Here is a 21,951-nt window from a genome sequence, read left to right as displayed (position 1 = left end):
CGCTCGGAATGAAGCAAAGCATCCAGCTCCGTCTCGGTCAGCATCTGACCATGACGCCGCAGCTCCAGCAAGCGATCAAGCTGTTACAGCTCTCCACGCTCGATCTCCAGCGCGAGATCCAGGATGCGCTCGAGTCCAACCTGATGTTAGAGACATCGGAGGACGATGAGCGCGGGCGAGACGGCGTCATGGAGCCTTCGCGCGAGGCTGCTGAGTTGCATCAAGAACGGGCCGACGCGGCCGTGGATGCCGAGGTCTCGGCTGAATCCAGCACACTGCCCGATGATCTGCCGCTCGACAGTGAGTGGAGCGATACCTACGACAGTGATCTGAGCGCACAGTATGCCGGACCTTCCGGTACTCCGGGGGTCGGGTCGTCCGGCGATGTCGACCTGTTTGCGCAGCAGTCGCGCCCGCAGACGTTACACGACCATCTTGAATGGCAGCTCAATCTGGGCCATCTGGGGGCGCGAGACCGGGTCATCGCTGAGGCGCTCATCGATGCCATCGATGCTGACGGCTATCTGCGACTCGATCCCGCCGAGCTGATCGAGACCCTTGATCTCGACGACCTCGAGCTGGACGAAATCGAGGCGGTTTTGCACGCGATTCAGGCCCTGGACCCGGCAGGCGTGGGTGCTCGTGATCCGCGCGAATGCCTGATGCTGCAACTGCGGCAGCTGCCCCCTGAGACGCCGCATCGGGCTGGGGCACTGAAGATTTGCGATACCCTGTTCGATGCGCTGGCGCGGAACGACCTCGATGAGATGCGTCGCCACACCAAGCTCTCCGACCTGGATCTGGGGGGGGCGTTGACGCTGATTCGATCACTGCAACCGCGGCCTGGCTCGCTGATCAGCGATCACCAGACCGACTATGTGATCCCCGATGTACTGGTGCGGAAACGCGCGGGTGTGTGGCAGGTCGAGCTAAATCCTGAAACTCAGCCTAAACTGAGAGTGAACGAAGACTATGCAAAGCTGATCCGGCGCGCCGATGATGGCGCCGAGAATGTTTGTCTGAAGACGCATCTGCAGGAGGCCCGTTGGTTCATCAAGAGTCTGCTCAGCCGCAACGATACGGTGCTGAGGGTGGCGGCGAAGATCGTCGAGCTACAGCGCGATTTCTTCGATTACGGCGAGGAGGCGATGCGCCCGCTGATCCTCAGAGATGTTGCAGATTCGCTCGAGCTGCACGAGTCGACGGTCTCGCGCGTAACCACGCAAAAGTACATGCATACGCCGCGGGGCACGCTCGAATTCAAATATTTCTTTTCCAGCCATGTGGGCACGGCCTCGGGCGGCGAATGCTCGTCGACCGCCATCCGCGCCTTCATCCGCAAGTTGGTCGCCGCCGAGACGGCAAACAAACCGCTGAGCGACAGCAAGATCGCCGGCATCCTGTCCGAACAGGGCATCAATGTCGCGCGACGTACCGTCGCCAAGTACCGCGAGGCCATGGGTATCCCACCCTCGAACGAGCGCAAGCGCCTCTAGCTGCGGTATTCAGTAACCGCCGCCCAGGCTCGCTTGCCAACCCAGGAGTGACACTATGCAAATCAACCTGACGGGTCATCATGTCGATATTACCGAGCCCCTGAAGGGCTATGTCGAGAGTAAATTCGAGCGCCTAGAGCGTCACTTCGATCACGTGATCAAAGTGCATGTGATCCTGAGTGTCGAGAAGCTCCGGCAGAAGGCCGAGGCGCGTATCCACATGAACGGCGCCGATGTCTTTGCTGATGCTGTGCATGAGGATATGTATGCAGCCATTGATGGGCTGATCGACAAGCTCGACCGCCAGGTGCTGAAGCATAAGGAAAAGCGCCAGAGTCACCGCGGCAGTGCGACCAAGACGCCAGCCGAAGGCGAGACCGTCAGCGGCGAGCCGAACGATGAGGTCGATGAGATCGATGCGCCGCTGCACTGAGTGCTGCCCGCGCGGCTTGCAGCGATGAGCTGCAAGTCGACGACTGCGCCGGAGCGAGACCAGGTTCGCTCCGGCCCCCTTTGCGACGCCATCAGCCTATTGTCTCCGGCGTCGTTGCCTTTAACTGCCCAGGCCGTGCTGCGTCCTGCACGCGAAGACCTATTTTCTGGAGCGACGGTCGATGTTTCCCCCCAGTTTGATTGCTGAGCCACGAATTCGCTGTCGTGTCGAGGTCACGAGTAAGAAGCGATTGCTGGAATCCTTGGCTGAGCTGTTGGCGACAGCGCGGCCGGACTGCCCACCGGCCGCGGTGTTTGACCTGCTGAACGAGCGCGAGCGGCTCGGAAGCACCGGCTTGGGCGAGGGTATCGCGCTGCCACATGCCCGCATCGAGGGCATCGATAACGCCGTTGGCGCCTTTGTTCAGCTGAGCGAGGGGGTGAGCTTCGATGCACCGGATGACCAGCCGGTTGATCTCGCCTTTGGGCTGCTGGTGCCGCAGGAGGCAACCGATGCCCATCTGAGCCTGCTCGCCCAGCTCGCCGAGCGTTTCAGTGATCCGCGACTGCGCTCGGCCCTGAGGGCTGCGGATGATGCCAGCGTCGTGCTGGATGTGTTGCAGCGCCGCGATTAAGCCAGGCTCGCGCCGATGCCGCCCGTCGATACGTTACAGGGATTGGTTGAGCACCTTGGCCCACGGCTCGGGCTGCGTTGGCTAACGCCAGTACCTGATCAGCCGCTAGCGCTGCTCAATGCCGACTCATCGGCCGCTGCGGCTCAGAGTCTGGTTGGCTCCCTGAACTGCATCCATCCTAACCGCCTGCAGGTGCTGGGGCTTGCCGAGATCCACCATCTCGCGGATCTGAGCCGAGCAGCTGGCCGTGACATCGTCGAGCGGTTATTTGCCGCTGAACCTGCGGCGGTCATCTTCGCCCAGGACATCGACCCTCCGCCGGGCTTCTTTGCCCGCGCTGAGCAGTCCGGCACGCCCCTGCTCTCATCGCCGCGCGCCGAAGAAGAGATCGTCGACCGGCTGCAGTACTTCCTCACCTACGCGCTTGCCGAGCGCACGACCCTGCACGGCGTTTTTCTCGACGTGCTGGGCATGGGGGTGCTCTTGATGGGTGACCCCGGCATCGGTAAGAGCGAGCTTGCGCTCGAGATGGTGGTGCGCGGTCACCGACTGATCGCTGATGACGCACCCGAGGTTGCGCGCATTGGCCCGGAGACCTTAGAAGGAAGCTGTCCTGAGCTGCTCAGAGACTTCCTGGAGGTGCGCGGACTCGGCGTGCTCAATGTTCGGGCGATGTTTGGTGAGGGCGCACTGCAACGGCGAGAGCAGCTGAACTTGATCGTCAACATGCGGTCGTTCGATGGAGACGCGCTGGCGCAAATGGACCGCCTGCGGGGAAGCCTGTCTACGCGGACGATCCTTGGCGTATCGGTTCCGGAGGTCACTTTGCCGGTGGCCCCTGGCCGCAACCTTGCTGTACTGCTGGAGACCGCAGTGCGTAACCAAATCTTGCGGTTGCGCGGCTATGATGCCGGCGTCGATCTGATCGAGCGACAATCCCGCTCTATCGATGAGAACGCTCGGTGCGTCACCACGGCGCCTTACGTTTAGTTCAGCAGCTTATGCATTTCATACCCACAAACAGGTTATCGGCATGGAGTTGATCATCATCAGCGGGCTGTCTGGTGCCGGTAAGAGTGTTGCACTGCGCACGCTAGAAGATATCGGCTACGTCTGTATCGATAATCTGCCCTTGTTTCTGCTGCATGACCTGGCGCTTGGGCTCAAGCAGTCTCGTCCTGAGGGCGGCGATGGTCGCGGCGGCACGGCCATTGGTATCGATGCGCGCAGCGGTCCGGAGCTGCTCGATCAGTTGCCCGGGGTGATCGAGGCACTGGAGGCGCAGGGCATCGCGATTCGAGTCATCTTCCTCGAAGCGGACACGCCGACCCTGGTGACCCGTTTCAGTGAGACCCGCCGCAAGCACCCGCTGACGAGTGCCGATCGTCCGCTCGCCGAGGCGATCGAGCTCGAGCGCCGCTTGCTCCAGCCCCTGCGGCGGATTGCCAAGACTCAGATCGATACCTCCAGTACCAATGTGCACGAGCTGAAGGAGCTGGTCAGGGAGAATCTGAACCGTAAGGGCCGCGGCCAGGCGCCGGTATTGCTGCAGTCTTTTGGGTTTAAGAACGGCATCCCGAGCGCTGCGGACTTCGTCTTCGATCTGCGCTGCCTGCCGAATCCACATTGGCAGCCAGGGCTGCGTCCGCTGACCGGGATGGACTCGGAAGTGGCCGCATTTCTCGAGAGTTCGCCTGAGGCGATGCAAATGCGCGACGATCTGATCGCCTTCCTCGACCGCTGGGTGCCGCGGTTCGAGGCCGATGGCCGTAGCTACTTGACCATCGGCATCGGCTGCACGGGCGGACGTCACCGTTCGGTCTACATGGTCGAGGCCTTGCGTCGGCACTTCGAGGCACAGGGTCACCAGATCTTGGTGCGCCATCGGGAGCTAGGATGAGCGTAGGCATCTTACTGATCACGCACAACCGGATCGGCGCGGAGTTGTTGGAAACCGCAACCCGCATGCTCGGCTGCTGCCCGCTGGCAGCGGTTGCGATCGATGTACACGAGCAGGATGACCCTGATCAGCTGCGACGGCAGATCTTGGAGTGCGCCGAGCGCCTGGATGACGGTGCCGGCCTGTTGGTACTGACCGACCTCTATGGCGCAACGCCCACCAACATTACCGATGCGCTTTGCCGGCGTGGGCATGTGCGTGTGCTAAGCGGCGTCAATCTGCCGATGGTGGTGCGCGTGCTCAACTACTGTCAGCTCGAGCTGGCGGCGCTCGCGGAGAAGGCGCTGAGCGGTGGTCGTGACGGCGTGTTCGGCTGTCATGAGGAGAGGCTGTCATGATCCGCAGAGAACTCGACATCATCAACCGCCTCGGGCTCCATGCCCGTGCTGCGGCCAAGTTCGTGACCTGCGCCAGTGGCTTTGAAAGCCATGTCCAGGTCGAACGTCAGGGCCGTCGGGTCAACGGCAAGAGCATTATGGGTGTGATGATGTTGGCCGCCGCCTGCGGCACGCGGATCACGATCGAGGTCGAGGGGCCCGATGCCGAGCAGGTGGCCGACGCGCTCGAGGCCTTGGTCGCCGACCGCTTCGGAGAGGGTGAGTGACCGCCGCGCTGCTCGGGGTCGGCGTCTGCGGCTCGCGGCCGGTCGCCATTGGCCGCGCCCAGCTGTTTGCGCGCGAGCCCACCGTTGTCACGGAGGAGATCGATCCCGCTCAGATCGATGCCGAGGTGGCGCGGCTCGATGCCGCGCTCGAGTGCGCACGCCATCATCTCGAGTCGGTTCGAGGTCAGATCCCGAATTCGACGCCTTTGCATATTGCCGAATTCATCGACGCGCATCTGCTGATGCTGACGGATTCGGCGCTGGTCGATGCCACCCGCGACCTGATCCGCGAGCGCAGCATCAATGCAGGCTGGGCATTGCAGATCCAGCGCGATACCTTGGTCGAGGTGTTCGACGCCATGGGCGATGCCTATCTGCGCACTCGGCGTGATGATGTCGACCATGTCGTGCGCCAGATCCAGGTCTTTCTGAGCGGGGAGCCGTCGGCGCAGTCGGTTTCCGCGAGCGATCTCAAAGATCGGGTCATCGTCGCTGATGACTTGACCCCGGCCGATACCATCCTGCTTCGACATCGCGGTATCTGTGCCTTTGTGATCGAGCACGGTGGGCCGATGTCGCACACCGCGATCTTGGCCCGTAGCCTTGATATCCCGGCTGTTTTGGGTGTGCACAACGCGACCCACCTGCTGCGACAGGATGAGCTCTTGGTGGTGAATGCCGAGAGCGGGACCGTGCTCGCTGGCGCCGATGAGAGCATCCTCGCCCATTACCGCAAGCGTCTGGTCAGCGCTGATCAACGTCGACACCGGCTGCGTGAGCTGGTGCGGGAGCCGTCGACCAGCCGAGATGGCGTGCCGGTGGTGCTGCTCGCCAATCTCGAGCTGCCCGAGGATGTCGACGCGGTGCGCTCCAGTGGCGCCTCGGGGGTTGGGCTCTACCGCACTGAGTTTTTGTTCATGAACCGCAGCGGATTGCCGGACGAAGAAGAGCACTTGGAGACTTATCTCGGGGTGATACGCGGGCTCGATGGCATCCCGCTGACGATCCGCACGCTCGACCTCGGCATGGATAAGCAGGTCGATGGGCTTGCCGGCAGCTCAGGGAGCCTGACCAATCCTGCGCTGGGGCTGCGCGCGATTCGGCTCTGCCTGCGCGAGCCGGGCCTCTTTGTGCCTCAGCTGCGGGCGATCCTGCGTGCCTCGGCGCATGGCCCGGTGCGGCTCATGCTGCCGATGATCTCCTCCATCGCCGAGGTCGAGACCGTGCTCGGGATGATCGCCGAGACCCGCCGAACACTGCGCCGCCAAGGGCTGCCGTTCGATCCGTTGATGCCGGTCGGCGCGATGATCGAGGTCCCAGCTGCGGCACTCTGCGCCGGCGGTATCGCCAAGCGCGTCGATTTCCTGTCGATCGGGACCAACGACCTGATCCAGTACACCTTGGCCATCGATCGCGTCGACGACAGCGTCAACTACCTCTACGACCCCCTGCATCCCGCTGTGCTCAGGCTGATCCGCATCACCCTCAGCCGCGCGGCGGAGTCACGCACCCGCGTCAGCATGTGCGGCGAGATGGCGGGTGATCCGCGCTACACCGCAATCCTACTCGGGCTTGGCCTGCGTGAGATGAGCATGCAGCCGGCCTCGCTGCTGGAGGTCAAGGAGGTTGTGCGCAGCTGCGATGTCGGCCGCGTTAGCAACCGCATGGATCAGCTCTTGGATCGCCTCGACGACCTGACCTCAGTGCAGCTGCTCGATGCCGTCAACGAGGTCGCGAACGACTGATGGGATAGCCCCAGGCCATTGCGCCGACGCTGGGTCCATTCACCGTCTCTGGCGAATTCTCGCTACACTGAGCGGCTAGTCGCGTCCTAGAGCCGCCCCACCGTTGCCCGAGGCCTGCCGCATGACCGAGCCCGCCGAGAACCCGCCCGAGGCTGACCGCATCGATCTTCTCCATCAGGTCCTGGAGAGTGGCTCCGTGCGCAAGGCGACGCGGATGCTGAATGCGCTGCACCCGGCCGAGATCGCCCACGTGCTGCAGTCGTTGCCGCCGCGGCAGCGCAAGATCGTCTGGCAGATGGTGGATCATGCTGCCGAAGGTGAGGTGCTGCTCTACCTCAACGACGACGTCCGCGACGAGATCCTGCGTGGCATGGACGCGACCGAGATCTTGGCAGCCACCGAGGGACTGGACGTCGATGACCTCGCCGACCTGGTGCAGGATCTCCCGGCCAAGGTCACCTCGGAGGTTCTGAGTTCACTCGATGAGCAGCGCCGGGAGCGTCTGGAGACCGCGCTCGGCTATCCGGAGGATAGCGCTGGCGGCCTCATGAACCCCGATGTGGTGACGGTCCGCCCCGAGGTGACGCTCGACGTCGTCCTGCGTTACCTGCGTCGGCGCAAAGATGGCCTGCCCGAGCAGACCGATAACCTGATCGTGGTCAGCCGCCAGGGCCGATACCTTGGTGTTCTCTACCTCACTGACCTGCTCACCAGCGACCCGGACGACTCGGTAGCGGAGGTGATGACTCTCGACGTAAAGCCGATCCCCGCCGATGCCAAGGCCCGGGACGTCGCCAACCGCTTCGAGCAGCTCGATCTCATCACCGCGCCCGTGATCGATCCCGATGGTCGCGTTCTCGGGCGCATCACCGTCGACGATGTGATGGACGTCATCCGCGAAGAGGCCGACCACCAATTCCTCGGCCACGCCGGCCTCAGCGAAGGCGAGGACATGTTCGCGCCGGTCCTGCTCAGCGCCCGCCGGCGTGCGGTCTGGCTCGGCATCAACCTGATGACCGCCTTCCTCGCCGCCTGGGTCATCGGGCTGTTCGAGGCCACCATCGAGAAGGTCGTCGCCCTCGCCGTGCTCATGCCGGTGGTCGCCAGCATGGGCGGTATCGCTGGCACCCAGACCCTCACCCTCGCCATTCGCGGCATTGCGCTCGGGCAGCTCTCAGCGAAGAATATCCGCTGGCTGGTCTCCAAAGAGATGGCTGTCGCCGCCCTCAATGGCCTGCTCTGGGCGCTTGTCGTCGCCAGCATCGCCTGGCTGTGGTTCGGCAACAGCAGTATCGCGCTCATCATCGCCACCGCGATCACCCTCAACGTGCTCGCCGCCACGCTTTCCGGCGCGCTCCTGCCACTCGTTCTTGACCGCTTCGGCATCGACCCCGCCCTTGCTGGTGGGGTCATCCTCACCACGGTCACCGACGTCGTCGGCTTCCTCAGCTTCCTCGGGCTAGCGACCCTCTTCCTGCTTTAGTTGGCCGTCCTCCTCGTTCCGCACCAAGGCGGCGTCGGGAGTCCCGGTTGCAGCACTCAATCTGGCATTGGCCAGTGAAAAAAGGCCTCCAGTCGGCTACACTCAACATCTTTTTCATGCTTGGCACGACGGTAGCCGAACCGCTAGGTGCCCTTAACTGGAGGCTCCCATGGCCGCAGCAGAAGACCTGATCGCCCCGTCCATCCTATCCGCCGACTTCGCGCGCCTTGGTGAAGAGGTCGACAATGTGCTCGCCTCTGGCGCCGACATCGTGCACTTCGATGTGATGGACAACCATTACGTACCCAATCTAACCATTGGTCCGCTGATCTGTGACGCGCTGCGTAAGCATGGTGTCACCGCTCCGATCGATGTGCATCTGATGGTCAAGCCCGTCGACCGAATCATCCCAGACTTCGCCCAAGCCGGCGCGACCTATATCACCTTCCACCCCGAGGCCAGTGAGCACGTTGACCGCACCCTGCAGCTGATCAAGGCAGAGGGTTGCAAGGCGGGCCTGGTGTTCAATCCGGCGACCCCGCTCGACTATCTGAAGTACGAACTCGACAACATCGATATGGTCCTGCTGATGTCGGTGAACCCGGGCTTTGGTGGCCAGAGCTTCATCCCCTCGGCGCTCGATAAACTGCGGGAGGCGCGGGCGATGATCGATGCCAGCGGCCGCGACATCCGGCTCGAGATCGATGGCGGAGTCAAGGTTGATAACATCGCTGAGATCAAGGCGGCGGGTGCCGATACCTTCGTCTCCGGCTCTGGCATCTTCGGCAAGGGGCAAGACAGCGACCCGAACCGCTACAACGGCATCATCCGCCAGATGCGCGAGGCGCTCGCAGGCGCTGGCCGTTGACCCTCAATCATTGATTTGCAGTTCTCGGCAACGCCCACATGCAGTTCCCCTTCCGCCCCGGTATGGTCCTGATCGATCTTGACGGCACGCTGGTTGATAGCGTGCCGGATCTGACCTTTTGCGTCGATGAGATGATGGCTCGGCTTGGACGTCCGCCGCGCGGCGAGCCGGCGGTGCGTCAGTGGGTCGGCAACGGCGTCGAGCGCCTCGTCGTCCGCGCGCTGATCGGCCAGCTCGATGGTGAGCCCGATGCTGCCGACTTCGAGCGTGCGCTACCGATCTTCCTCGAGCTTTACGCAGAGAATACGGCCGTGCGCTCAGTGCTCTATCCCGGTGTTCGTGAAGGGCTCGATCTGCTGCGCGCCCGAGGCTACCGACTCGGCTGCGTCACCAATAAAGCGGGCCGCTTTACCGAACCATTGCTGCAGGCCGTTGGTATCCGCGATGCCTTCGAGCTGGTCGTCAGCGGCGACGCCTTGCCCGAGAAGAAGCCCAGCCCGCTGCCGCTGTTGCACGCGGCCAAGCATTTTGGCGTTGAGCCGGCGGCAGCGCTGATGCTCGGCGATTCGGTCAGTGACGTCAGGGCGGCGCGAGCGGCCGGATTTGCCATTATCTGCGTCAGCTATGGCTACAATCACGGCGATGACATTCGCACTGCCGAGCCCGATGCGGTGATCGACGCTCTCACCGAGCTTGACGGCCTCCTCGCGGACCCGCGAGGCTAGGTTGACACCGGCGACTCAGACCACAGTGCCGAAGAGTCGATCCCGACGCGCATGATGACGGCTTCCGAGCGTGACAAGGCCCCAGACCCGCACCCATCGCTAGCGGGTTGTGCTGCAGAGCGTTCTGTTCGACATCGATCCGGAGCCTGCATCGAAGTTTGCGCCCAAGCGTTACAGTTTGGTTTTTGGCGCGTTTCTCAGACGGAAACCGAGCTGAGCGATCGCCAGCGGTCGCGCGCCGGCGGTGATCCAAACGTTGGCTCTGGCATGTGCCTCACAGGCCGATGGCGTCGCTCGACTGCCGGTCTCGAGCCCGCCCTTGGTTTCCGCATCGTCTGGAGTCCGTCCGATGACCCCCGAGAATCTCCACGCCCTCGCCGCGCAGGGCCATAATCGTATTCCGCTGATCTGCGAGGTCCTCGCCGACCTCGACACCCCACTCAGCTGCTATCTAAAGCTGGCCGATGCCCCTTACAGCTACCTGTTTGAATCCGTGCAGGGCGGTGAGAAATGGGGCCGCTATTCGATCATCGGTCTGCCCTGCCACACGGTGCTCAAGGTCTTTGGTCACCGCATCCTGATCGAGCGCGATGGGGCGATCGTCGAGGAGGCCGAAGCGGCCGATCCCTTGGCCTGGATCGAGGCCTATCAGCAGCGCTTCAAGGTCGCCGAGCATCTCGGCATGCCACGCTTTGCCGGTGGGCTGGTCGGCTATTTCGGCTATGACACCGTGCGCTACATCGAGCCGCGGCTCGATCCCTGTCCAAATCCGGATTCGATGGACACACCCGACATCCTGCTGATGGTGTCGGAAGAGGTGGTAGTGTTCGACAACCTGCAGGGGCGGATGTACATCATCGTGCATCTGGACCCGGCAGCAGGCGATACCCTGGACTCCGGCCAGGCGCGCATCGACGCGCTGGTGCGCGGCATGCAGCGCGGCGCCCCGCGCGATCCGAGCGCCGGCGGTCGGCACATCGACGAGACCGATTTCGTCTCGGGCTTCACCGAGGCCGGCTACCAGCAGGCGGTCGAGCGCATCAAGGACTACATCCTCGAGGGCGACTGCATGCAGGTGGTGCTCTCGCAGCGGCTGTCGATCCCCTACCGCGCGCGCCCGCTCGATCTCTATCGCGCGCTGCGCGGGCTCAACCCCTCGCCCTACATGTATTTTCTCAATCTGGGCGGGTTCCAGATCGTCGGCTCCTCGCCGGAGATCCTGACCCGGCTCGAGGATGGCCTGGTCACCGTGCGCCCGATCGCCGGCACCCGTCGCCGCGGCTACACCGAGGACGAGGACCGCGCGCTCGAACAGGAGCTGCTCGCCGACCCCAAGGAGCTGGCCGAGCATCTGATGCTGATCGATCTTGGCCGCAACGACTGTGGTCGCGTCGCCGAGGTCGGCAGCGTCCAGCTCACCGATCGGATGATCGTCGAGCGCTACTCGCATGTGATGCACATCGTCAGCAACGTCACCGGCCAGCTCAAGGCTGGCATGAGCGCGATGGACGTGCTGCGCGCCACCTTCCCCGCCGGCACTGTCTCCGGCGCGCCGAAGATCCGCGCGATGGAGATCATCGACGAACTCGAACCGATCAAGCGCGGCATCTATTCCGGCGCGGTCGGTTATCTCGCCTTCAATGGCAACATGGACACCGCCATCGCCATCCGCACCGCGGTGATCAAGGATGGCCAACTGCACATCCAGGCCGGCGCCGGCGTGGTCGCCGACTCAGTGCCGGAGCTGGAATGGAAGGAGACCATGAACAAGGGTCGCGCCATCTTCCGCGCGGTGGCCATGGCCGAGGCCGGCATTGAGCGCCAGCCCTGTGTCGCCGGTGCGACCGCTGCGGCCGAGGAGCCGGAGCTTGGGCATCGCGCGCCTGAGTGACCTCGCGGCCGCCCCCAGACACTGGGCAACGCCGCCCGCAGCCCTTGCTGCCGCCAGGTCCAGAGGCCAAGGCTGAGAGCGCCAAGAACCGACCAACAGCCGATCGGCTAGACTGTTGCTGGCGTGGCGGCGCACTGCTAGCGTGTCCCGGCTGCGGGTGCATGGCCTGATCTTGGTTGTCAGGGATCCCAGCGCCGCCAGCGCCAACCCCGAGAGTCCGACGGCAAGCTGTCGTTCGATCGCATCGAGTCCCGTATAAGCGACACTGATCGGCACAAGTAGGATCAGCAGCACCAGTGCGAAGGCAATCAACAGGCGTTGTTGTACGGTGAGATTCTGCATGGTTTGTCCACTAATCACGAGACACCGTTGGCGAGATTAGCGGGCGAAAAATGCCAGGTCAACGCGCGAGCATGCAGCGGACGCTTTGCTCGGTCTCACGGGCGCTGCGCAAGTACCTCCAGGGGCGTAAATGGCAACCGCCGGCGCCCATTGCCAGCCCGGGACTAGGCCTGCGGGCGGCGCTCAGCGCGCGCTCCCGCACCTGATCGGGGTCGCTCTGGCGGCCGCCGAGGGGCTCAACTGCTGTATTGAGGTTCATCGTCAGCCCAACGGTTAGCCCAGATCAGTGCTTGCTTGCAGGCAAAGCCGGTAGTATCGGTCACCAGGGGTTGAGCGCGGCCTGTAAACTCAGGACTACAGGAAAGGGCAGGGGGCGAGAAGGAATGGGGGCAACCTGAGCAAGGAGATGATGAATGAAGGCCTTTGATTTCGAGCACCACCTGATCGGGTCCTATGCTCGGTTCTCACAGTCCTTCACCCGCATTCGGGCCGAAGACCTGAATGCCGCGGTCGCTCGTCAGTACGCGCAGGGCCGGTTTTGGCCAGATGCACTCTTATCGCTGAATCCACGCTATCTGTCCGGGCCAAGCATCGATGAGCTGGTCGCCTCTGGGGATCTTGACGAGGCGACGGGCAGGATCTTTTGCTTCGACGCGGGACCGCTCAGACTTCACCGCCATCAAGCACAGTCGATCGCCAAGGCGCGGGCTGAGCAGAGCTTTGTGGTCACCACGGGCACCGGCTCAGGCAAGTCGCTGTGCTTCTTCGTGCCGATCATCGATGCGATTGTCAGGGCCAGGAAACGTGGACGCCCGCCCCAAACCAAAGCGATCATCGTCTATCCGATGAATGCGCTGGCCAACAGCCAGCTCAAGGAGATCGAGAAGTTCATCGCGCAGTCGGGCCTGCCCGATACACTCAAGCCCGTGGTGCGGCGCTATACGGGACAGGAGAACCAGGAGGAGCGGGAACGCGCCGCCAAGCATCCGCCGGATATCCTGCTCACCAACTTCATGATGGCCGAGCTGCTGTTGACGCGACAGGATGCGCTCGATACTCGGGTGATCGACAACGCCCAGGGGCTGGCATTCATCGTGCTCGATGAGCTGCACACCTACCGCGGCCGGCAGGGTGCGGATGTGGCCATCCTGGTGCGTCGCCTGCGCAACCGCTGCAATCCGGATGGCGCGCCGATTTGCATCGGCACCTCCGCCACCATGGCGAGCGAAGGATCAGAGGCCGGCCGTGCGCAGGCCGTTGCTGACGTCGCCTCGCGCCTGTTTGGCGCCGCGATCGGCCCTGACGCGGTGATCGATGAATCGCTGCGGCGCGCCACCGATGAACGCTTGACGCTGGCCGATGTCCGCCCAAGGCTCGCCCAGACCCTCACCGATGAACTGCCCGAGACCCTGCTCGACGCCGACTTGGTCAGACATCCGCTGGCGGTCTGGGTCGAGCTGGCGATTGGCCTGGAGGATGGGCTGACGCTCAAGCGTCAGAAGCCTGTCCCCTTCGGCGAAGCCGTCGCCCAACTGGCCAGTGACACTGCTGCTATGAGCCGTACCCACCGTATCGCTTGGCATGAACTGCTCGGCAAAGCCCTCACCGATGCACTGATCGGGCTGCCTTACAGTGTCAGCACCGAAGAAGAACTCGCCCTCCGCAGCCAGCGCTTGGATGTGCTGATCATCGAGCAAGCCGCCGCGGTTAGCAGCAACCGTCGCGGCGCTCAAGTCACCGCCGCCGATCTGCAATGCCCCGATGGTCTCGACGACCTCGCCGCGCACAACCTGCTCAGCTTCAAAGCCGCCGGCGCGCCCTATGACGCCTGGGCGTTGGAAGAACTCAACAGTCACTACGTCACCTACCGCAAGCTCGCCTCCATCCGTGCCCTGCAACAGCGGCCCGCCGATGATGAGCGCCCGATCAGCGAACCCAGCAAGGCCTATCCACTGCTGCCAGCGCTCGACTTCCGCAGCTACGCCGTTGCTACGCATTTTCCACGCAAGCTGATCAAACAACTCCCGCCCGGCAGTTGTCAAAGGACCGAACAGCCCGGCATCTACACCCTGCGCGCCGGCACCCGCGAGGTGCGCCTGATCGGCATCAACGACCTGCGCGCGCTGCCGCACAACGCCCCCTGGCGGCTATTCTCCAGCAACAAAGCGCAGCAAAGCGCGGCGCTCCACCAGTATCATCCGCGCAGCGAGATCGGCCTTCACCTCTGCAACCTCCTCACCCAGCACCTGCTCGGAGACGGCAACATGGCCCACACCTTTGAAGACATGCAACGCGAAGCCCACGAATGGTTAAAAGCGTCCATCCGCAAGCTCGATCCCGAAGAGGTGCTGCAGTGCTATGGCCCAGAAGAGCGGCTCAAGGGGCTTGATCCTGAAGAGCGGCTCAAGGGACTTGATCCCGAGGTGCGGCTCAAGGGGCTCGATCCAGACGAGGTGTTTTCGCGCTTTGATCCTGCCACGATCGAGGCTTGGCTGAAGAAACACCGTCGGGGCCACTAATGCTCCGGTGGCCCGGCACCGCGGCTCCAGACCATGATCGATAAGCAGGTGATTCACGTGGTCGCATGAGGCCGATTCAGGATCCCCAGTCCTTCGTCGTCCGCGAAGAGTGCGAGAAGGCGGCCTGGCAGCACGGCTTTCGCCGCCAGCTCGGGCACCGCGAAGGCTGGGCGGGATTCGCGTCGACCACGGTGCCGGGCACGATCCATCTCGCGGCGACAGATGCCCGAGGACCTTGGTTCCTCGCGCTGGATCATGCGGGCGTCATCGAAGAGCTTGGCCTCCCAGAGGCCGCGATGCCGGGGCCAGGTCTCACGCGCTATGCGTTCCCGACCCTGGGCGAGCTCTACCGCGCGTTGCCGCATGTCTACCGGCTCTCGGCCAGCCTGCCCGAGGCGCCGCTGATGGCGTTTCAAACCAAGGTCAAAGGCCTGCCAAAGACCACCGAGGCCGAGCGGCTGGTGATACAGCGCATCGGCCAAGACCTCTTCCGTGCGCGCCTGCTCGACTATTGGCAGAGCCGCTGCCCGCTCACCGGCATCACCGACACCGAACTCCTGCGTGCGTCGCATATCATCCCCTGGTCAGACTGCAGCAGCGATGCCGAACGGCTTGATGTGCACAACGGCTTGCTGCTCTCCGCGCTCTGGGATGCCGCCTTCGATCGCCGCCTAGTCAGCTTCGAGGACAGCGGTGAGCCGCGCTTCTCGCCGTTGCTGAGTGAGCCGGCCCGTGCCGCGTTGCGCTGGCAGTGTCCCTTGCCGTTGACCGACAAGCACCGAGCACGGCTTGCGATCCATCGTTCGGGCTTGTTGCCGGCTGATGCCTGAGGTGAGATGAAAGGAACCGCGCCTTCAGCTAGCCAAGACTTCGCGGCCATCACTAAGGGCGCTATCATCGCTCTGGCGCCGCGCCACGAGTTGTCGGACATGCGGGGTGTCGCAAAGGCGCCGAGACCAGCCACGATCGGGATTGCACAAGTAGGTGAATGCTTCAATGCTACTGATGATCGACAACTACGATTCCTTCACCTACAACCTGGTGCAGTACCTAGGTGAGCTCGGGGTGGAGGTGCGGGTGGTGCGCAATGATGAGCTGTCGGTTGCCGATGCCTTGGCGTTGCGCCCGGAGCGGATCGTGATCTCGCCGGGGCCCTGCACGCCGAATGAGGCGGGGATCTCGGTCGAGCTGATTCGGGCCGCGGCTGGTAAGGTGCCACTGCTTGGGGTCTGCCTGGGGCACCAGTCGATTGGTCAGGCCTTCGGCGGCAAGGTGGTCAAGGCGCGTGAGGTGATGCATGGCAAGACCTCGCCGATCCATCATCAACAGCTGGGCGTCTTCCAGGGGCTTGCGCAGCCGTTCGAGGCGACGCGCTACCACTCGTTGGTGGTCGATGAGAGATCGCTACCGGCTGAACTCGAGATCACGGCCTGGACCGAAACGACCGCGGGCGAGCGTGATGAGATCATGGGCATGCGCCATCGTGAATTGCCCATCGAGGGCGTGCAGTTTCATCCAGAGTCGATCCTGACTCAACACGGCCATGATCTGCTGCGCAACTTCGTCGAGCGCTAGTCGCCGTCTTGACCGTGCAACCGCGCTTGCATGCGATGGATCGCTGCCGAGTCCAGGTCACCGAGTCCCTGGCCGAGCAGGGCGTTGAGCCATTGCGCCGCCTGGGCTGCACCGGGCAGGGCAAGCCCCAGCTCATGCGCGGCCTCGAGGACGATGCGCATGTCCTTTTGATGCAGCCTGGCGGTGAAGCCGGGGGCGTAGTCGTCCTCCAGCATGCGCCGTCCATGCACCTCCAGAATCCGGCTGTTGGCGAAACCGCCGAGCAGCGCTTCGCGCACCTTGGCGGGATCGACGCCGGAGGCCTTGGCCAACAGCATCGCCTCGCTGACACCGGCAATGGTCTGCGCGACCAGCACCTGGTTGCAGGCCTTACAGACCTGTCCGGCGCCGTGATCGCCGACATGAACGATATTCTCGCCCATCACTTGGAACAAGGGCCGCACGCGCTCAAAGGCGGCTGTGGGGCCGCCGACCATGATCGATAGGCTGCCCGCCGCCGCACCGATGTCGCCACCGGAGACGGGTGCATCGAGCATCTCGGCGCCCGCCGCGTGCAGCCGTTCGGCCATGGCGCGGGTCGCTGACGGCGAGATCGTGCTCATGTCGACAACCACCGCATCGGTCTGAACGCCCTCGATGACGCCCTGCTCGCCAAGGATGACCTGCTCGACATCAGGGGTATCCGAGACCATGGTGAACAGGATCGGGGCGCGGCGGGCAACCTCGGCCGGGCTCGAGCAGGGCTCGGCTCCGACCTCGAGCAGCGGTTGCAGCGAGGCTTCGCGGCGCGCGTGCACGGCGAGCCGGTAGCCGGCCTTGATCAGATTCAGGGCCATCGGACGGCCCATGATGCCGAGTCCGATGAAGCCAATGGTGTCAGTCATCGATGTCTCCCGGTCCACTGTCGGGTTGATCAAAGCGAGCTGGGTGACTCAGCGCCCCAGCGTCAGGAAGGGCACCAGCACCAGATAGAGTACGGCGAAAGCGCCAGCGAGATAAAACAGGGTGCGCAGCGGATGGCGCATGGCCCGTTGCAGCGTGGTCTCGGCCTGGCCGCTGCGACGTAGGGCTTGGTATTCGGCCGCGAGCCGTGCCGAGCGTTCGGCTTGATAGTGGTCGATCAGCGCGCGAGCCGCCGCCTTTTGGCGGCCATCCAGCAGCCAGAGCCCCGCAACACCAAGACCGAGAAAGCCGGCGCTGGTTTCGTGGTAGGCGAAGCCTTGCGCGTCGAGCAGTTGCCGAACCTCAGCCGCTTCGTCGTCTTCGACGCCGTTGAGTCGGAAGATCAGTATGGACATGGCCGCGATGCTGGTTCGATTGCGATCTGTTCAATGGGTGGCGCGAATGGGTGACGTGAAGACGTGAATGAGTGACGCGTCCTGCCAGGCTGAGGCGCTTCGCTCAGTGCCGAGGTCCGGCAGGGGCGAATTGTTGTGCCCGCAGACGGATCAGCGCCAAGCGGTTGCGCGCTTGACTGAGGTCGTCAATGCCGAGCTCATCCAGCTGATCCAGTCGGGTTTCGCCTTGTTCGAGCAGCTCGGCCAACTCGCGACCGTCAAAGAGTTCGCAAGCCGCTTCGATCTCGACCTCGGAGGCCGACAGCAGCGTCGGTGCAAGCTCCTCTGGGCCGATGTCGCTGTCGAGATGCAGGAGATCGGCGACCAAGGGCTGCTCGAGTAAGCGGAAATGGATGGCGCGGGCGCTCTCCTCGTCGCTCAGCTCTTGCTGAGCGATGGGGTCCGAGCCGGCATGGCGCCACAGCGTCTTCATGATCAGCGCGATCAGCCGCTTGAGCGCCGCGCGTTCCTCGCGATGGTCCTCTGGTAAGGCGTAGCTCTGCTCGTAATGGGCCTCGAGCGCCTCTTTCAGGCCGAGCACGGCATCGCTGCCGGCATCGGCGGGGAGATCGACCGCGCGCTGGATCAGCGTCTGGAACTGCTCGCGAAAGGCCAGCATGTCGTCATGGTCGGCCTTCTGCGCGGCCAGCAGGTCCTCGGGCGGCACCTCTTGCGGTGGCCAGGCAAACAGTGGGTTTTCGTGCTTGCGGCGCAGATGGCGCTCGCGGCGACCGGGCTTGTGGGTGAAGGGCAGTTCCATCGCGATCCTCCTAGCGGCCGTTGACCAGGGCTTCGTAGAGGGCTGAATAGTCGAGATCACCCTGTCCTCGTCCGATGGCTTGCGCCATGATCGCCTCGAGGGCGACGAGCGGCGCGCTGTGCAGATTGGACTGCTCGGCGACCTGGCGGAACAGGGCTAAGTCCTTGTGCAGATGTTTGAGCGGGAAATTGGCCTGGCCATAGTCGTGGTTCAGGTACTTATCGAGCTTCTTATTGAAGGTCGGGGCATAGAGGGCGCTTTGGCGCAGCAGGCCCATGAACTGACGTGCCTGTAATCGGAGCGCGAACTCGCGTCCGAGCAGTCCGATGCCGATGATGGCAAGTTGCATAGCGATCCTCTAATCCGCTGGTGGGAAGGTTGTTTGGCATCCTTGGCCGATCATGATTGGCCGCTCAGATCGGGCAGATGCGGGAGCCCCGCGCTGCTATCAACCGCCGCGCAACCGCGCGATGACCGGCGCCGTATCCGGACGCACGGCGCGCCAGAGCCAGAAGGATTCGGCGGCTTGTTCGACCAGCATGCCGAGGCCATCGAGCGCCCGCGCGGCGCCCCGTGCCTGACCCCAGCGGCAGAACGGCGTGGGTTGATCGGCGTAGAGCATGTCGTAGACCCAGCCGCCCTCGGCGAGACAGTCGGCGGGGATCTCCGGCACCCGGCCCTCGAGACCGCTGGAGGTGGCGTTGATGATGAGGTCAAAGCGCTCACCGACAAGCGCGTCGAGACCGCCGCCTTGCAGCGCAACTGACGTCGGCTGGCGGCTCGCGGGTTGCTGAGCCTTGCCTCGACCCGGTTCGGCATCGGTCGCAATGGCCCCTGCGCGGGAGTCGACCACGCCCTCGGCGGTGACAGCGACCTTGGCTACCGCTGGGGTGCTGAGTGCGAAGTCTCCCGCGGCTGCCGCGTGGCTGAACTCAGCGGCCAGCGCCTCGGCCTTGGCCGCGGTGCGATTGGCGATCAGCAGCCGCGCTGGACTGGCCTCAAGGAGCGGGCGTAGCACGCCGCGCGCGGCACCACCGGCGCCGAGCAGCAGCACGCGCTTGCCGGCCAGCGCGAAGCCATGATTCTCGGTCAGGTCGCGCAGCAGGCCGACGCCATCGGTGTTATCACCGCGCAGCAGGCCGCCATCGCGCACGATCAGCGTGTTGACGGCACCGGCGCTGCGCGCCCGGTCGCTGAGATCCTCGAGCAGCTCGAAGGCATCGGTCTTGAACGGCACCGTGACGTTGAGCCCGCGCCCGCCCTCAGCCACAAAGCGACGCACATCGCCGGCGAAGTCCTCGGGATTGCCAAGGATGCGGCCGTACTCGATCGGCTCGCCGGTCTGGGCGGCAAAGGCGGCGTGGATCAGCGGCGATTTGCTGTGCGCGATGGGGTTGCCGATCACCGCGTAACGGTCGGTCATCACGGCTGCCCGGCTAGGCGCCCAGCCATTGCCCGGCCTGCTTGGCGTAGTAGGTGAGGATGCCATCGCCGCCGGCGCGCTTGACACCGGTGAGCGCCTCGAGCACCACCGCGCGCTCCTCTAGCCAGCCGTTTTGGCTCGCGGCCTTGAGCATCGCGTACTCGCCGCTGACCTGGTAGACGAAGGTCGGCGCGCCGAAGCGATCCTTGACCCGACGCACGATGTCCAGATAGGGCATCCCGGGCTTGACCATCACCATGTCGGCGCCCTCGGCCAGATCGAGCCCGACCTCGTGCAGCGCCTCGTCGGAGTTGGCCGGGTCCATCTGATAGGTGTACTTGTTGCCGCCGCCAAGATTAGCCGCGGAGCCAACCGCATCACGGAAAGGGCCATAGAAGCTGGAGGCATACTTGGCCGAATAGGCCATGATGCGGGTGTTGATTTGTCCCTCGGACTCGAGCGCCTCGCGGACCGCGCCGATGCGTCCGTCCATCATGTCGGACGGCGCGACGATGTCAGCGCCGGCAGCGGCGTGTGAGACCGCCTGCTTGACCAGCACCTCGACGGTGGCGTCGTTCATCACATAACCGCTGTCATCGATCAGCCCATCCTGGCCATGGGTGGTGAAGGGGTCGAGGGCAACGTCGGTCATCACCCCCAGCTCTGGCAACGCATCCTTGAGTGCCTTGACCGCCCGCTGCGCTAGACCATCGGGGTTGAAGGCCTCGCGGGCATCCAAGGACTTGGCCGACATCGGTGTGACCGGGAACAGCGCCATCGCCGGGATGCCGAGCTTGGCGACGGTCTGCGCCTCCTCGACCAGCAGGTCGATGCTCATGCGCTCGATGCCGGGCATTGAAGGCACCGGCTCGCGTTCGCCTTGGCCTTCGAGCACGAAGACGGGGTAGATGAAATCATCGGGCGTCAGCGTCGTCTCGCGCATCAGCCGGCGCGAGAAGTCATCGCGGCGCATCCGGCGCATGCGGGTGGTGGGGTAGGGGGCGCGGTTGGGGTGCAGATCGGACATCGGCGGCTCTTCTCTGAGAACGAGGTGGTGCAGGCGATTCGGGGTACGCGACGGCCATTGATCATCGGCTCACGCATGGGCCGCTAACCATAGCGCACCCGGTCGATCGGCGGCCAGTGTTACGACAGGAAACTTGGGCTGAAGCGCTTGCGGTTGGCTGATGTGGATGTTGAAGTGGCCCGAAAAATGGGGTAACACCCACGTATCGGGGTTGACGTGCTCTGATCCTGAGGGTTAGGACTCAAAAGTGTCGTAGTGACCGCCTATGGCAAAGAGATAGATGCGAGTGTCGTCAAATGTATACACAAGCCGATCCTTCTGGCTAAGTCGCCTCGACCAAAAACCGGAAAGATGATGTCGAAGGGCTTCGGGTTTCCCTAAGCCTGTGCTGGGATCGCCGCGCAACATGTCTTTCAAGATTGCGCAAAGATGCTTGTGCATCCGTTTGTCGCGCTGCCGTAGGTCCTCGTACACCTCCCATGTTCTCCCCTCAAAGACCAGTGATCTCATCTAACTGCTCTTTGGTTGGGGCATATCCGGTACCGGCGTTATGGGTAGCACTGGAATCGGCGATCTGGCGCATAAGGCTAGTATTTTGGAGCACGTACAAAGTTTCTTGGTCACGCTCCCAATCCTCGGCACTGATCACCACAAAATCCGAGCCCGTACGCCGTGTCACGCGAAGTGGCACATGTTGACTAGCCACCTGTTCAATAAAGCTTTTTAGACTGTCTCTAAATTTGTTTACGGTTGTGGTTTCCATTGTCGGACACCTGATTCTGTACGGTAACTCCGTACAGTCTAGGAGAAAAGCCCGAACAATGCCATGCGCTCAGACCCTTCACTTGCGACGCTCGCTCTGGGCCGATGATGGCTGGCGTTAGCGAGAAAATCGGCGGGACCGGACCTTCACGCTCGTTCGCAGCCGAACCCAAACATAACTCTGATCGGAGCTACAGCCGAGCTGAAGCCGCTGCCAAAGCCGCCGGGGTTCGGCATCTGGAGCACGTGCGGCGATCAGCAACGGCCGTGGGTCCATTGGCGTCGATAGGCCCCAGGGGCGAAACAACCAGCACGATGCTGACTCGCTGGCTTCAGAAGCGCTAACCGCGTAGATACGCGACACCAC

At 63.6% G+C, this 21,951-nt stretch carries 22 protein-coding genes and 1 pseudogene; 15 read left to right on the top strand and 8 right to left on the bottom strand.

Features of this window, described 5'->3' with window-relative positions:
- The first annotated feature begins 8 nt into the window (after positions 1 to 8).
- The 15 genes from CCR96_RS20815 to CCR96_RS20745 all read left to right on the top strand — a co-directional run bounded on the left by CCR96_RS20815 (position 9) and on the right by CCR96_RS20745 (position 16,275).
- On the top strand, positions 9 to 1,496 hold the full coding sequence (locus CCR96_RS20815; RefSeq protein WP_201223130.1) for an RNA polymerase factor sigma-54: 1,488 nt from the start codon (positions 9 to 11) through the stop codon (positions 1,494 to 1,496).
- 55 nt (positions 1,497 to 1,551) lie between these two features.
- Positions 1,552 to 1,929 carry a ribosome hibernation-promoting factor, HPF/YfiA family gene (gene hpf, locus CCR96_RS20810; protein ID WP_201223128.1) on the top strand — a complete coding sequence of 126 codons (378 nt, stop codon included), beginning with the start codon at positions 1,552 to 1,554 and terminating at the stop codon, positions 1,927 to 1,929.
- Positions 1,930 to 2,110: 181 nt separating this feature from the next.
- A complete protein-coding gene (locus CCR96_RS20805; RefSeq protein WP_201223122.1) occupies positions 2,111 to 2,563 on the top strand; it encodes a PTS sugar transporter subunit IIA in 453 nt (150 codons plus the stop codon).
- Positions 2,564 to 2,578: 15 nt separating this feature from the next.
- Positions 2,579 to 3,553 carry an HPr(Ser) kinase/phosphatase gene (hprK, locus tag CCR96_RS20800; protein WP_201223120.1) on the top strand — a complete coding sequence of 325 codons (975 nt, stop codon included), beginning with the start codon at positions 2,579 to 2,581 and terminating at the stop codon, positions 3,551 to 3,553.
- 43 nt (positions 3,554 to 3,596) lie between these two features.
- Positions 3,597 to 4,463, top strand: coding sequence for an RNase adapter RapZ (gene rapZ / locus CCR96_RS20795; RefSeq protein ID WP_201223118.1), 867 nt, complete (start codon positions 3,597 to 3,599; stop codon positions 4,461 to 4,463).
- Positions 4,460 to 4,861 carry a PTS sugar transporter subunit IIA gene (locus CCR96_RS20790; protein WP_201223116.1) on the top strand — a complete coding sequence of 134 codons (402 nt, stop codon included), beginning with the start codon at positions 4,460 to 4,462 and terminating at the stop codon, positions 4,859 to 4,861. The genes rapZ and CCR96_RS20790 overlap by 4 nt, the downstream gene beginning before the upstream one ends.
- Entirely contained in the window at positions 4,858 to 5,127 is a 270-nt protein-coding gene (locus CCR96_RS20785) for an HPr family phosphocarrier protein (protein ID WP_200239747.1), read from the top strand. The genes CCR96_RS20790 and CCR96_RS20785 overlap by 4 nt, the downstream gene beginning before the upstream one ends.
- Complete coding sequence (gene ptsP, locus CCR96_RS20780) at positions 5,124 to 6,872, top strand: phosphoenolpyruvate--protein phosphotransferase (protein WP_201223114.1); 1,749 nt, start codon at positions 5,124 to 5,126, stop codon at positions 6,870 to 6,872. The genes CCR96_RS20785 and ptsP overlap by 4 nt, the downstream gene beginning before the upstream one ends.
- A 121-nt stretch (positions 6,873 to 6,993) precedes the next feature.
- Positions 6,994 to 8,355, top strand: coding sequence for a magnesium transporter (gene mgtE / locus CCR96_RS20775; RefSeq protein ID WP_201223107.1), 1,362 nt, complete (start codon positions 6,994 to 6,996; stop codon positions 8,353 to 8,355).
- A 169-nt stretch (positions 8,356 to 8,524) separates the two neighbouring features.
- The gene (gene rpe, locus CCR96_RS20770; protein WP_201223105.1) at positions 8,525 to 9,223 is read left to right on the top strand and encodes a ribulose-phosphate 3-epimerase; all 699 of its coding nucleotides are present in this window, start codon (positions 8,525 to 8,527) and stop codon (positions 9,221 to 9,223) included.
- A gap of 38 nt (positions 9,224 to 9,261) precedes the next feature.
- Positions 9,262 to 9,948, top strand: coding sequence for a phosphoglycolate phosphatase (locus CCR96_RS20765; protein WP_201223103.1), 687 nt, complete (start codon positions 9,262 to 9,264; stop codon positions 9,946 to 9,948).
- Positions 9,949 to 10,297: 349 nt separating this feature from the next.
- Positions 10,298 to 11,839: an anthranilate synthase component I gene (gene trpE, locus CCR96_RS20760; RefSeq protein ID WP_201223101.1), complete on the top strand. Its 1,542-nt coding sequence runs from the start codon at positions 10,298 to 10,300 to the stop codon at positions 11,837 to 11,839.
- Between the two features lie 755 nt (positions 11,840 to 12,594).
- Positions 12,595 to 14,700 (top strand): DEAD/DEAH box helicase, encoded by a 2,106-nt coding sequence (locus CCR96_RS20755; protein WP_201223099.1) that lies wholly within the window; start codon positions 12,595 to 12,597, stop codon positions 14,698 to 14,700.
- A gap of 65 nt (positions 14,701 to 14,765) precedes the next feature.
- Entirely contained in the window at positions 14,766 to 15,530 is a 765-nt protein-coding gene (locus tag CCR96_RS20750) for an HNH endonuclease (RefSeq protein WP_201223097.1), read from the top strand.
- A gap of 166 nt (positions 15,531 to 15,696) precedes the next feature.
- Positions 15,697 to 16,275, top strand: coding sequence for an anthranilate synthase component II (locus tag CCR96_RS20745; RefSeq protein WP_201223095.1), 579 nt, complete (start codon positions 15,697 to 15,699; stop codon positions 16,273 to 16,275).
- Here CCR96_RS20745 and CCR96_RS20740 read toward each other — a convergent pair.
- From CCR96_RS20740 to CCR96_RS20700, 8 genes and pseudogenes are all read right to left on the bottom strand, one after another.
- The gene (locus CCR96_RS20740) at positions 16,272 to 17,159 is read right to left on the bottom strand and encodes a 2-hydroxy-3-oxopropionate reductase (protein WP_201223094.1); all 888 of its coding nucleotides are present in this window, start codon (positions 17,157 to 17,159) and stop codon (positions 16,272 to 16,274) included. The genes CCR96_RS20745 and CCR96_RS20740 overlap by 4 nt on opposite strands.
- A gap of 48 nt (positions 17,160 to 17,207) precedes the next feature.
- A complete protein-coding gene (locus CCR96_RS20735) occupies positions 17,208 to 17,573 on the bottom strand; it encodes a DUF6164 family protein (protein ID WP_201223092.1) in 366 nt (121 codons plus the stop codon).
- 103 nt (positions 17,574 to 17,676) lie between these two features.
- On the bottom strand, positions 17,677 to 18,372 hold the full coding sequence (locus tag CCR96_RS20730) for a hypothetical protein (RefSeq protein ID WP_201223090.1): 696 nt from the start codon (positions 18,370 to 18,372) through the stop codon (positions 17,677 to 17,679).
- Positions 18,373 to 18,382: 10 nt separating this feature from the next.
- A pseudogene (locus CCR96_RS20725) lies at positions 18,383 to 18,658 on the bottom strand (NAD(P)-dependent oxidoreductase); the annotation flags it as partial.
- 162 nt (positions 18,659 to 18,820) lie between these two features.
- The gene (aroE, locus tag CCR96_RS24850; protein ID WP_242519258.1) at positions 18,821 to 19,795 is read right to left on the bottom strand and encodes a shikimate dehydrogenase; all 975 of its coding nucleotides are present in this window, start codon (positions 19,793 to 19,795) and stop codon (positions 18,821 to 18,823) included.
- A 13-nt stretch (positions 19,796 to 19,808) separates the two neighbouring features.
- Positions 19,809 to 20,822, bottom strand: coding sequence for a porphobilinogen synthase (hemB, locus tag CCR96_RS20710; RefSeq protein WP_201223086.1), 1,014 nt, complete (start codon positions 20,820 to 20,822; stop codon positions 19,809 to 19,811).
- 234 nt (positions 20,823 to 21,056) lie between these two features.
- The gene (locus CCR96_RS20705) at positions 21,057 to 21,332 is read right to left on the bottom strand and encodes a Txe/YoeB family addiction module toxin (protein ID WP_201223084.1); all 276 of its coding nucleotides are present in this window, start codon (positions 21,330 to 21,332) and stop codon (positions 21,057 to 21,059) included.
- Positions 21,313 to 21,585 carry a type II toxin-antitoxin system Phd/YefM family antitoxin gene (locus CCR96_RS20700; protein WP_201223082.1) on the bottom strand — a complete coding sequence of 91 codons (273 nt, stop codon included), beginning with the start codon at positions 21,583 to 21,585 and terminating at the stop codon, positions 21,313 to 21,315. The genes CCR96_RS20705 and CCR96_RS20700 overlap by 20 nt, the downstream gene beginning before the upstream one ends.
- Positions 21,586 to 21,951 lie beyond the last annotated feature (366 nt).

Source organism: Halochromatium roseum (assembly GCF_016653315.1).
Classification (GTDB): Bacteria; Pseudomonadota; Gammaproteobacteria; order Chromatiales; family Chromatiaceae; genus Lamprobacter; species Lamprobacter roseus.
Note: the sequence above shows the minus strand (reverse complement) of the source record. Positions and strands in the feature narration are given on the sequence as shown.

What these genes read in the sequence shown, in the direction of transcription:
- CCR96_RS20815 (WP_201223130.1), top strand. Translation starts at nt 9, where the DNA reads ATGAAGCAAAGCATCCAGCTCCGTCTCGGTCAGCATCTGACCATGACG.
- hpf (WP_201223128.1), top strand. Translation starts at nt 1,552, where the DNA reads ATGCAAATCAACCTGACGGGTCATCATGTCGATATTACCGAGCCCCTG.
- CCR96_RS20805 (WP_201223122.1), top strand. Translation starts at nt 2,111, where the DNA reads ATGTTTCCCCCCAGTTTGATTGCTGAGCCACGAATTCGCTGTCGTGTC.
- hprK (WP_201223120.1), top strand. Translation starts at nt 2,579, where the DNA reads ATGCCGCCCGTCGATACGTTACAGGGATTGGTTGAGCACCTTGGCCCA.
- rapZ (WP_201223118.1), top strand. Translation starts at nt 3,597, where the DNA reads ATGGAGTTGATCATCATCAGCGGGCTGTCTGGTGCCGGTAAGAGTGTT.
- CCR96_RS20790 (WP_201223116.1), top strand. Translation starts at nt 4,460, where the DNA reads ATGAGCGTAGGCATCTTACTGATCACGCACAACCGGATCGGCGCGGAG.
- CCR96_RS20785 (WP_200239747.1), top strand. Translation starts at nt 4,858, where the DNA reads ATGATCCGCAGAGAACTCGACATCATCAACCGCCTCGGGCTCCATGCC.
- mgtE (WP_201223107.1), top strand. Translation starts at nt 6,994, where the DNA reads ATGACCGAGCCCGCCGAGAACCCGCCCGAGGCTGACCGCATCGATCTT.
- rpe (WP_201223105.1), top strand. Translation starts at nt 8,525, where the DNA reads ATGGCCGCAGCAGAAGACCTGATCGCCCCGTCCATCCTATCCGCCGAC.
- CCR96_RS20765 (WP_201223103.1), top strand. Translation starts at nt 9,262, where the DNA reads ATGCAGTTCCCCTTCCGCCCCGGTATGGTCCTGATCGATCTTGACGGC.
- trpE (WP_201223101.1), top strand. Translation starts at nt 10,298, where the DNA reads ATGACCCCCGAGAATCTCCACGCCCTCGCCGCGCAGGGCCATAATCGT.
- CCR96_RS20755 (WP_201223099.1), top strand. Translation starts at nt 12,595, where the DNA reads ATGAAGGCCTTTGATTTCGAGCACCACCTGATCGGGTCCTATGCTCGG.
- CCR96_RS20750 (WP_201223097.1), top strand. Translation starts at nt 14,766, where the DNA reads ATGAGGCCGATTCAGGATCCCCAGTCCTTCGTCGTCCGCGAAGAGTGC.
- CCR96_RS20745 (WP_201223095.1), top strand. Translation starts at nt 15,697, where the DNA reads ATGCTACTGATGATCGACAACTACGATTCCTTCACCTACAACCTGGTG.
- CCR96_RS20740 (WP_201223094.1), bottom strand. Translation starts at nt 17,159, where the DNA reads ATGACTGACACCATTGGCTTCATCGGACTCGGCATCATGGGCCGTCCG.
- CCR96_RS20735 (WP_201223092.1), bottom strand. Translation starts at nt 17,573, where the DNA reads ATGTCCATACTGATCTTCCGACTCAACGGCGTCGAAGACGACGAAGCG.
- CCR96_RS20730 (WP_201223090.1), bottom strand. Translation starts at nt 18,372, where the DNA reads ATGGAACTGCCCTTCACCCACAAGCCCGGTCGCCGCGAGCGCCATCTG.
- aroE (WP_242519258.1), bottom strand. Translation starts at nt 19,795, where the DNA reads ATGACCGACCGTTACGCGGTGATCGGCAACCCCATCGCGCACAGCAAA.
- hemB (WP_201223086.1), bottom strand. Translation starts at nt 20,822, where the DNA reads ATGTCCGATCTGCACCCCAACCGCGCCCCCTACCCCACCACCCGCATG.
- CCR96_RS20705 (WP_201223084.1), bottom strand. Translation starts at nt 21,332, where the DNA reads ATGAGATCACTGGTCTTTGAGGGGAGAACATGGGAGGTGTACGAGGAC.
- CCR96_RS20700 (WP_201223082.1), bottom strand. Translation starts at nt 21,585, where the DNA reads ATGGAAACCACAACCGTAAACAAATTTAGAGACAGTCTAAAAAGCTTT.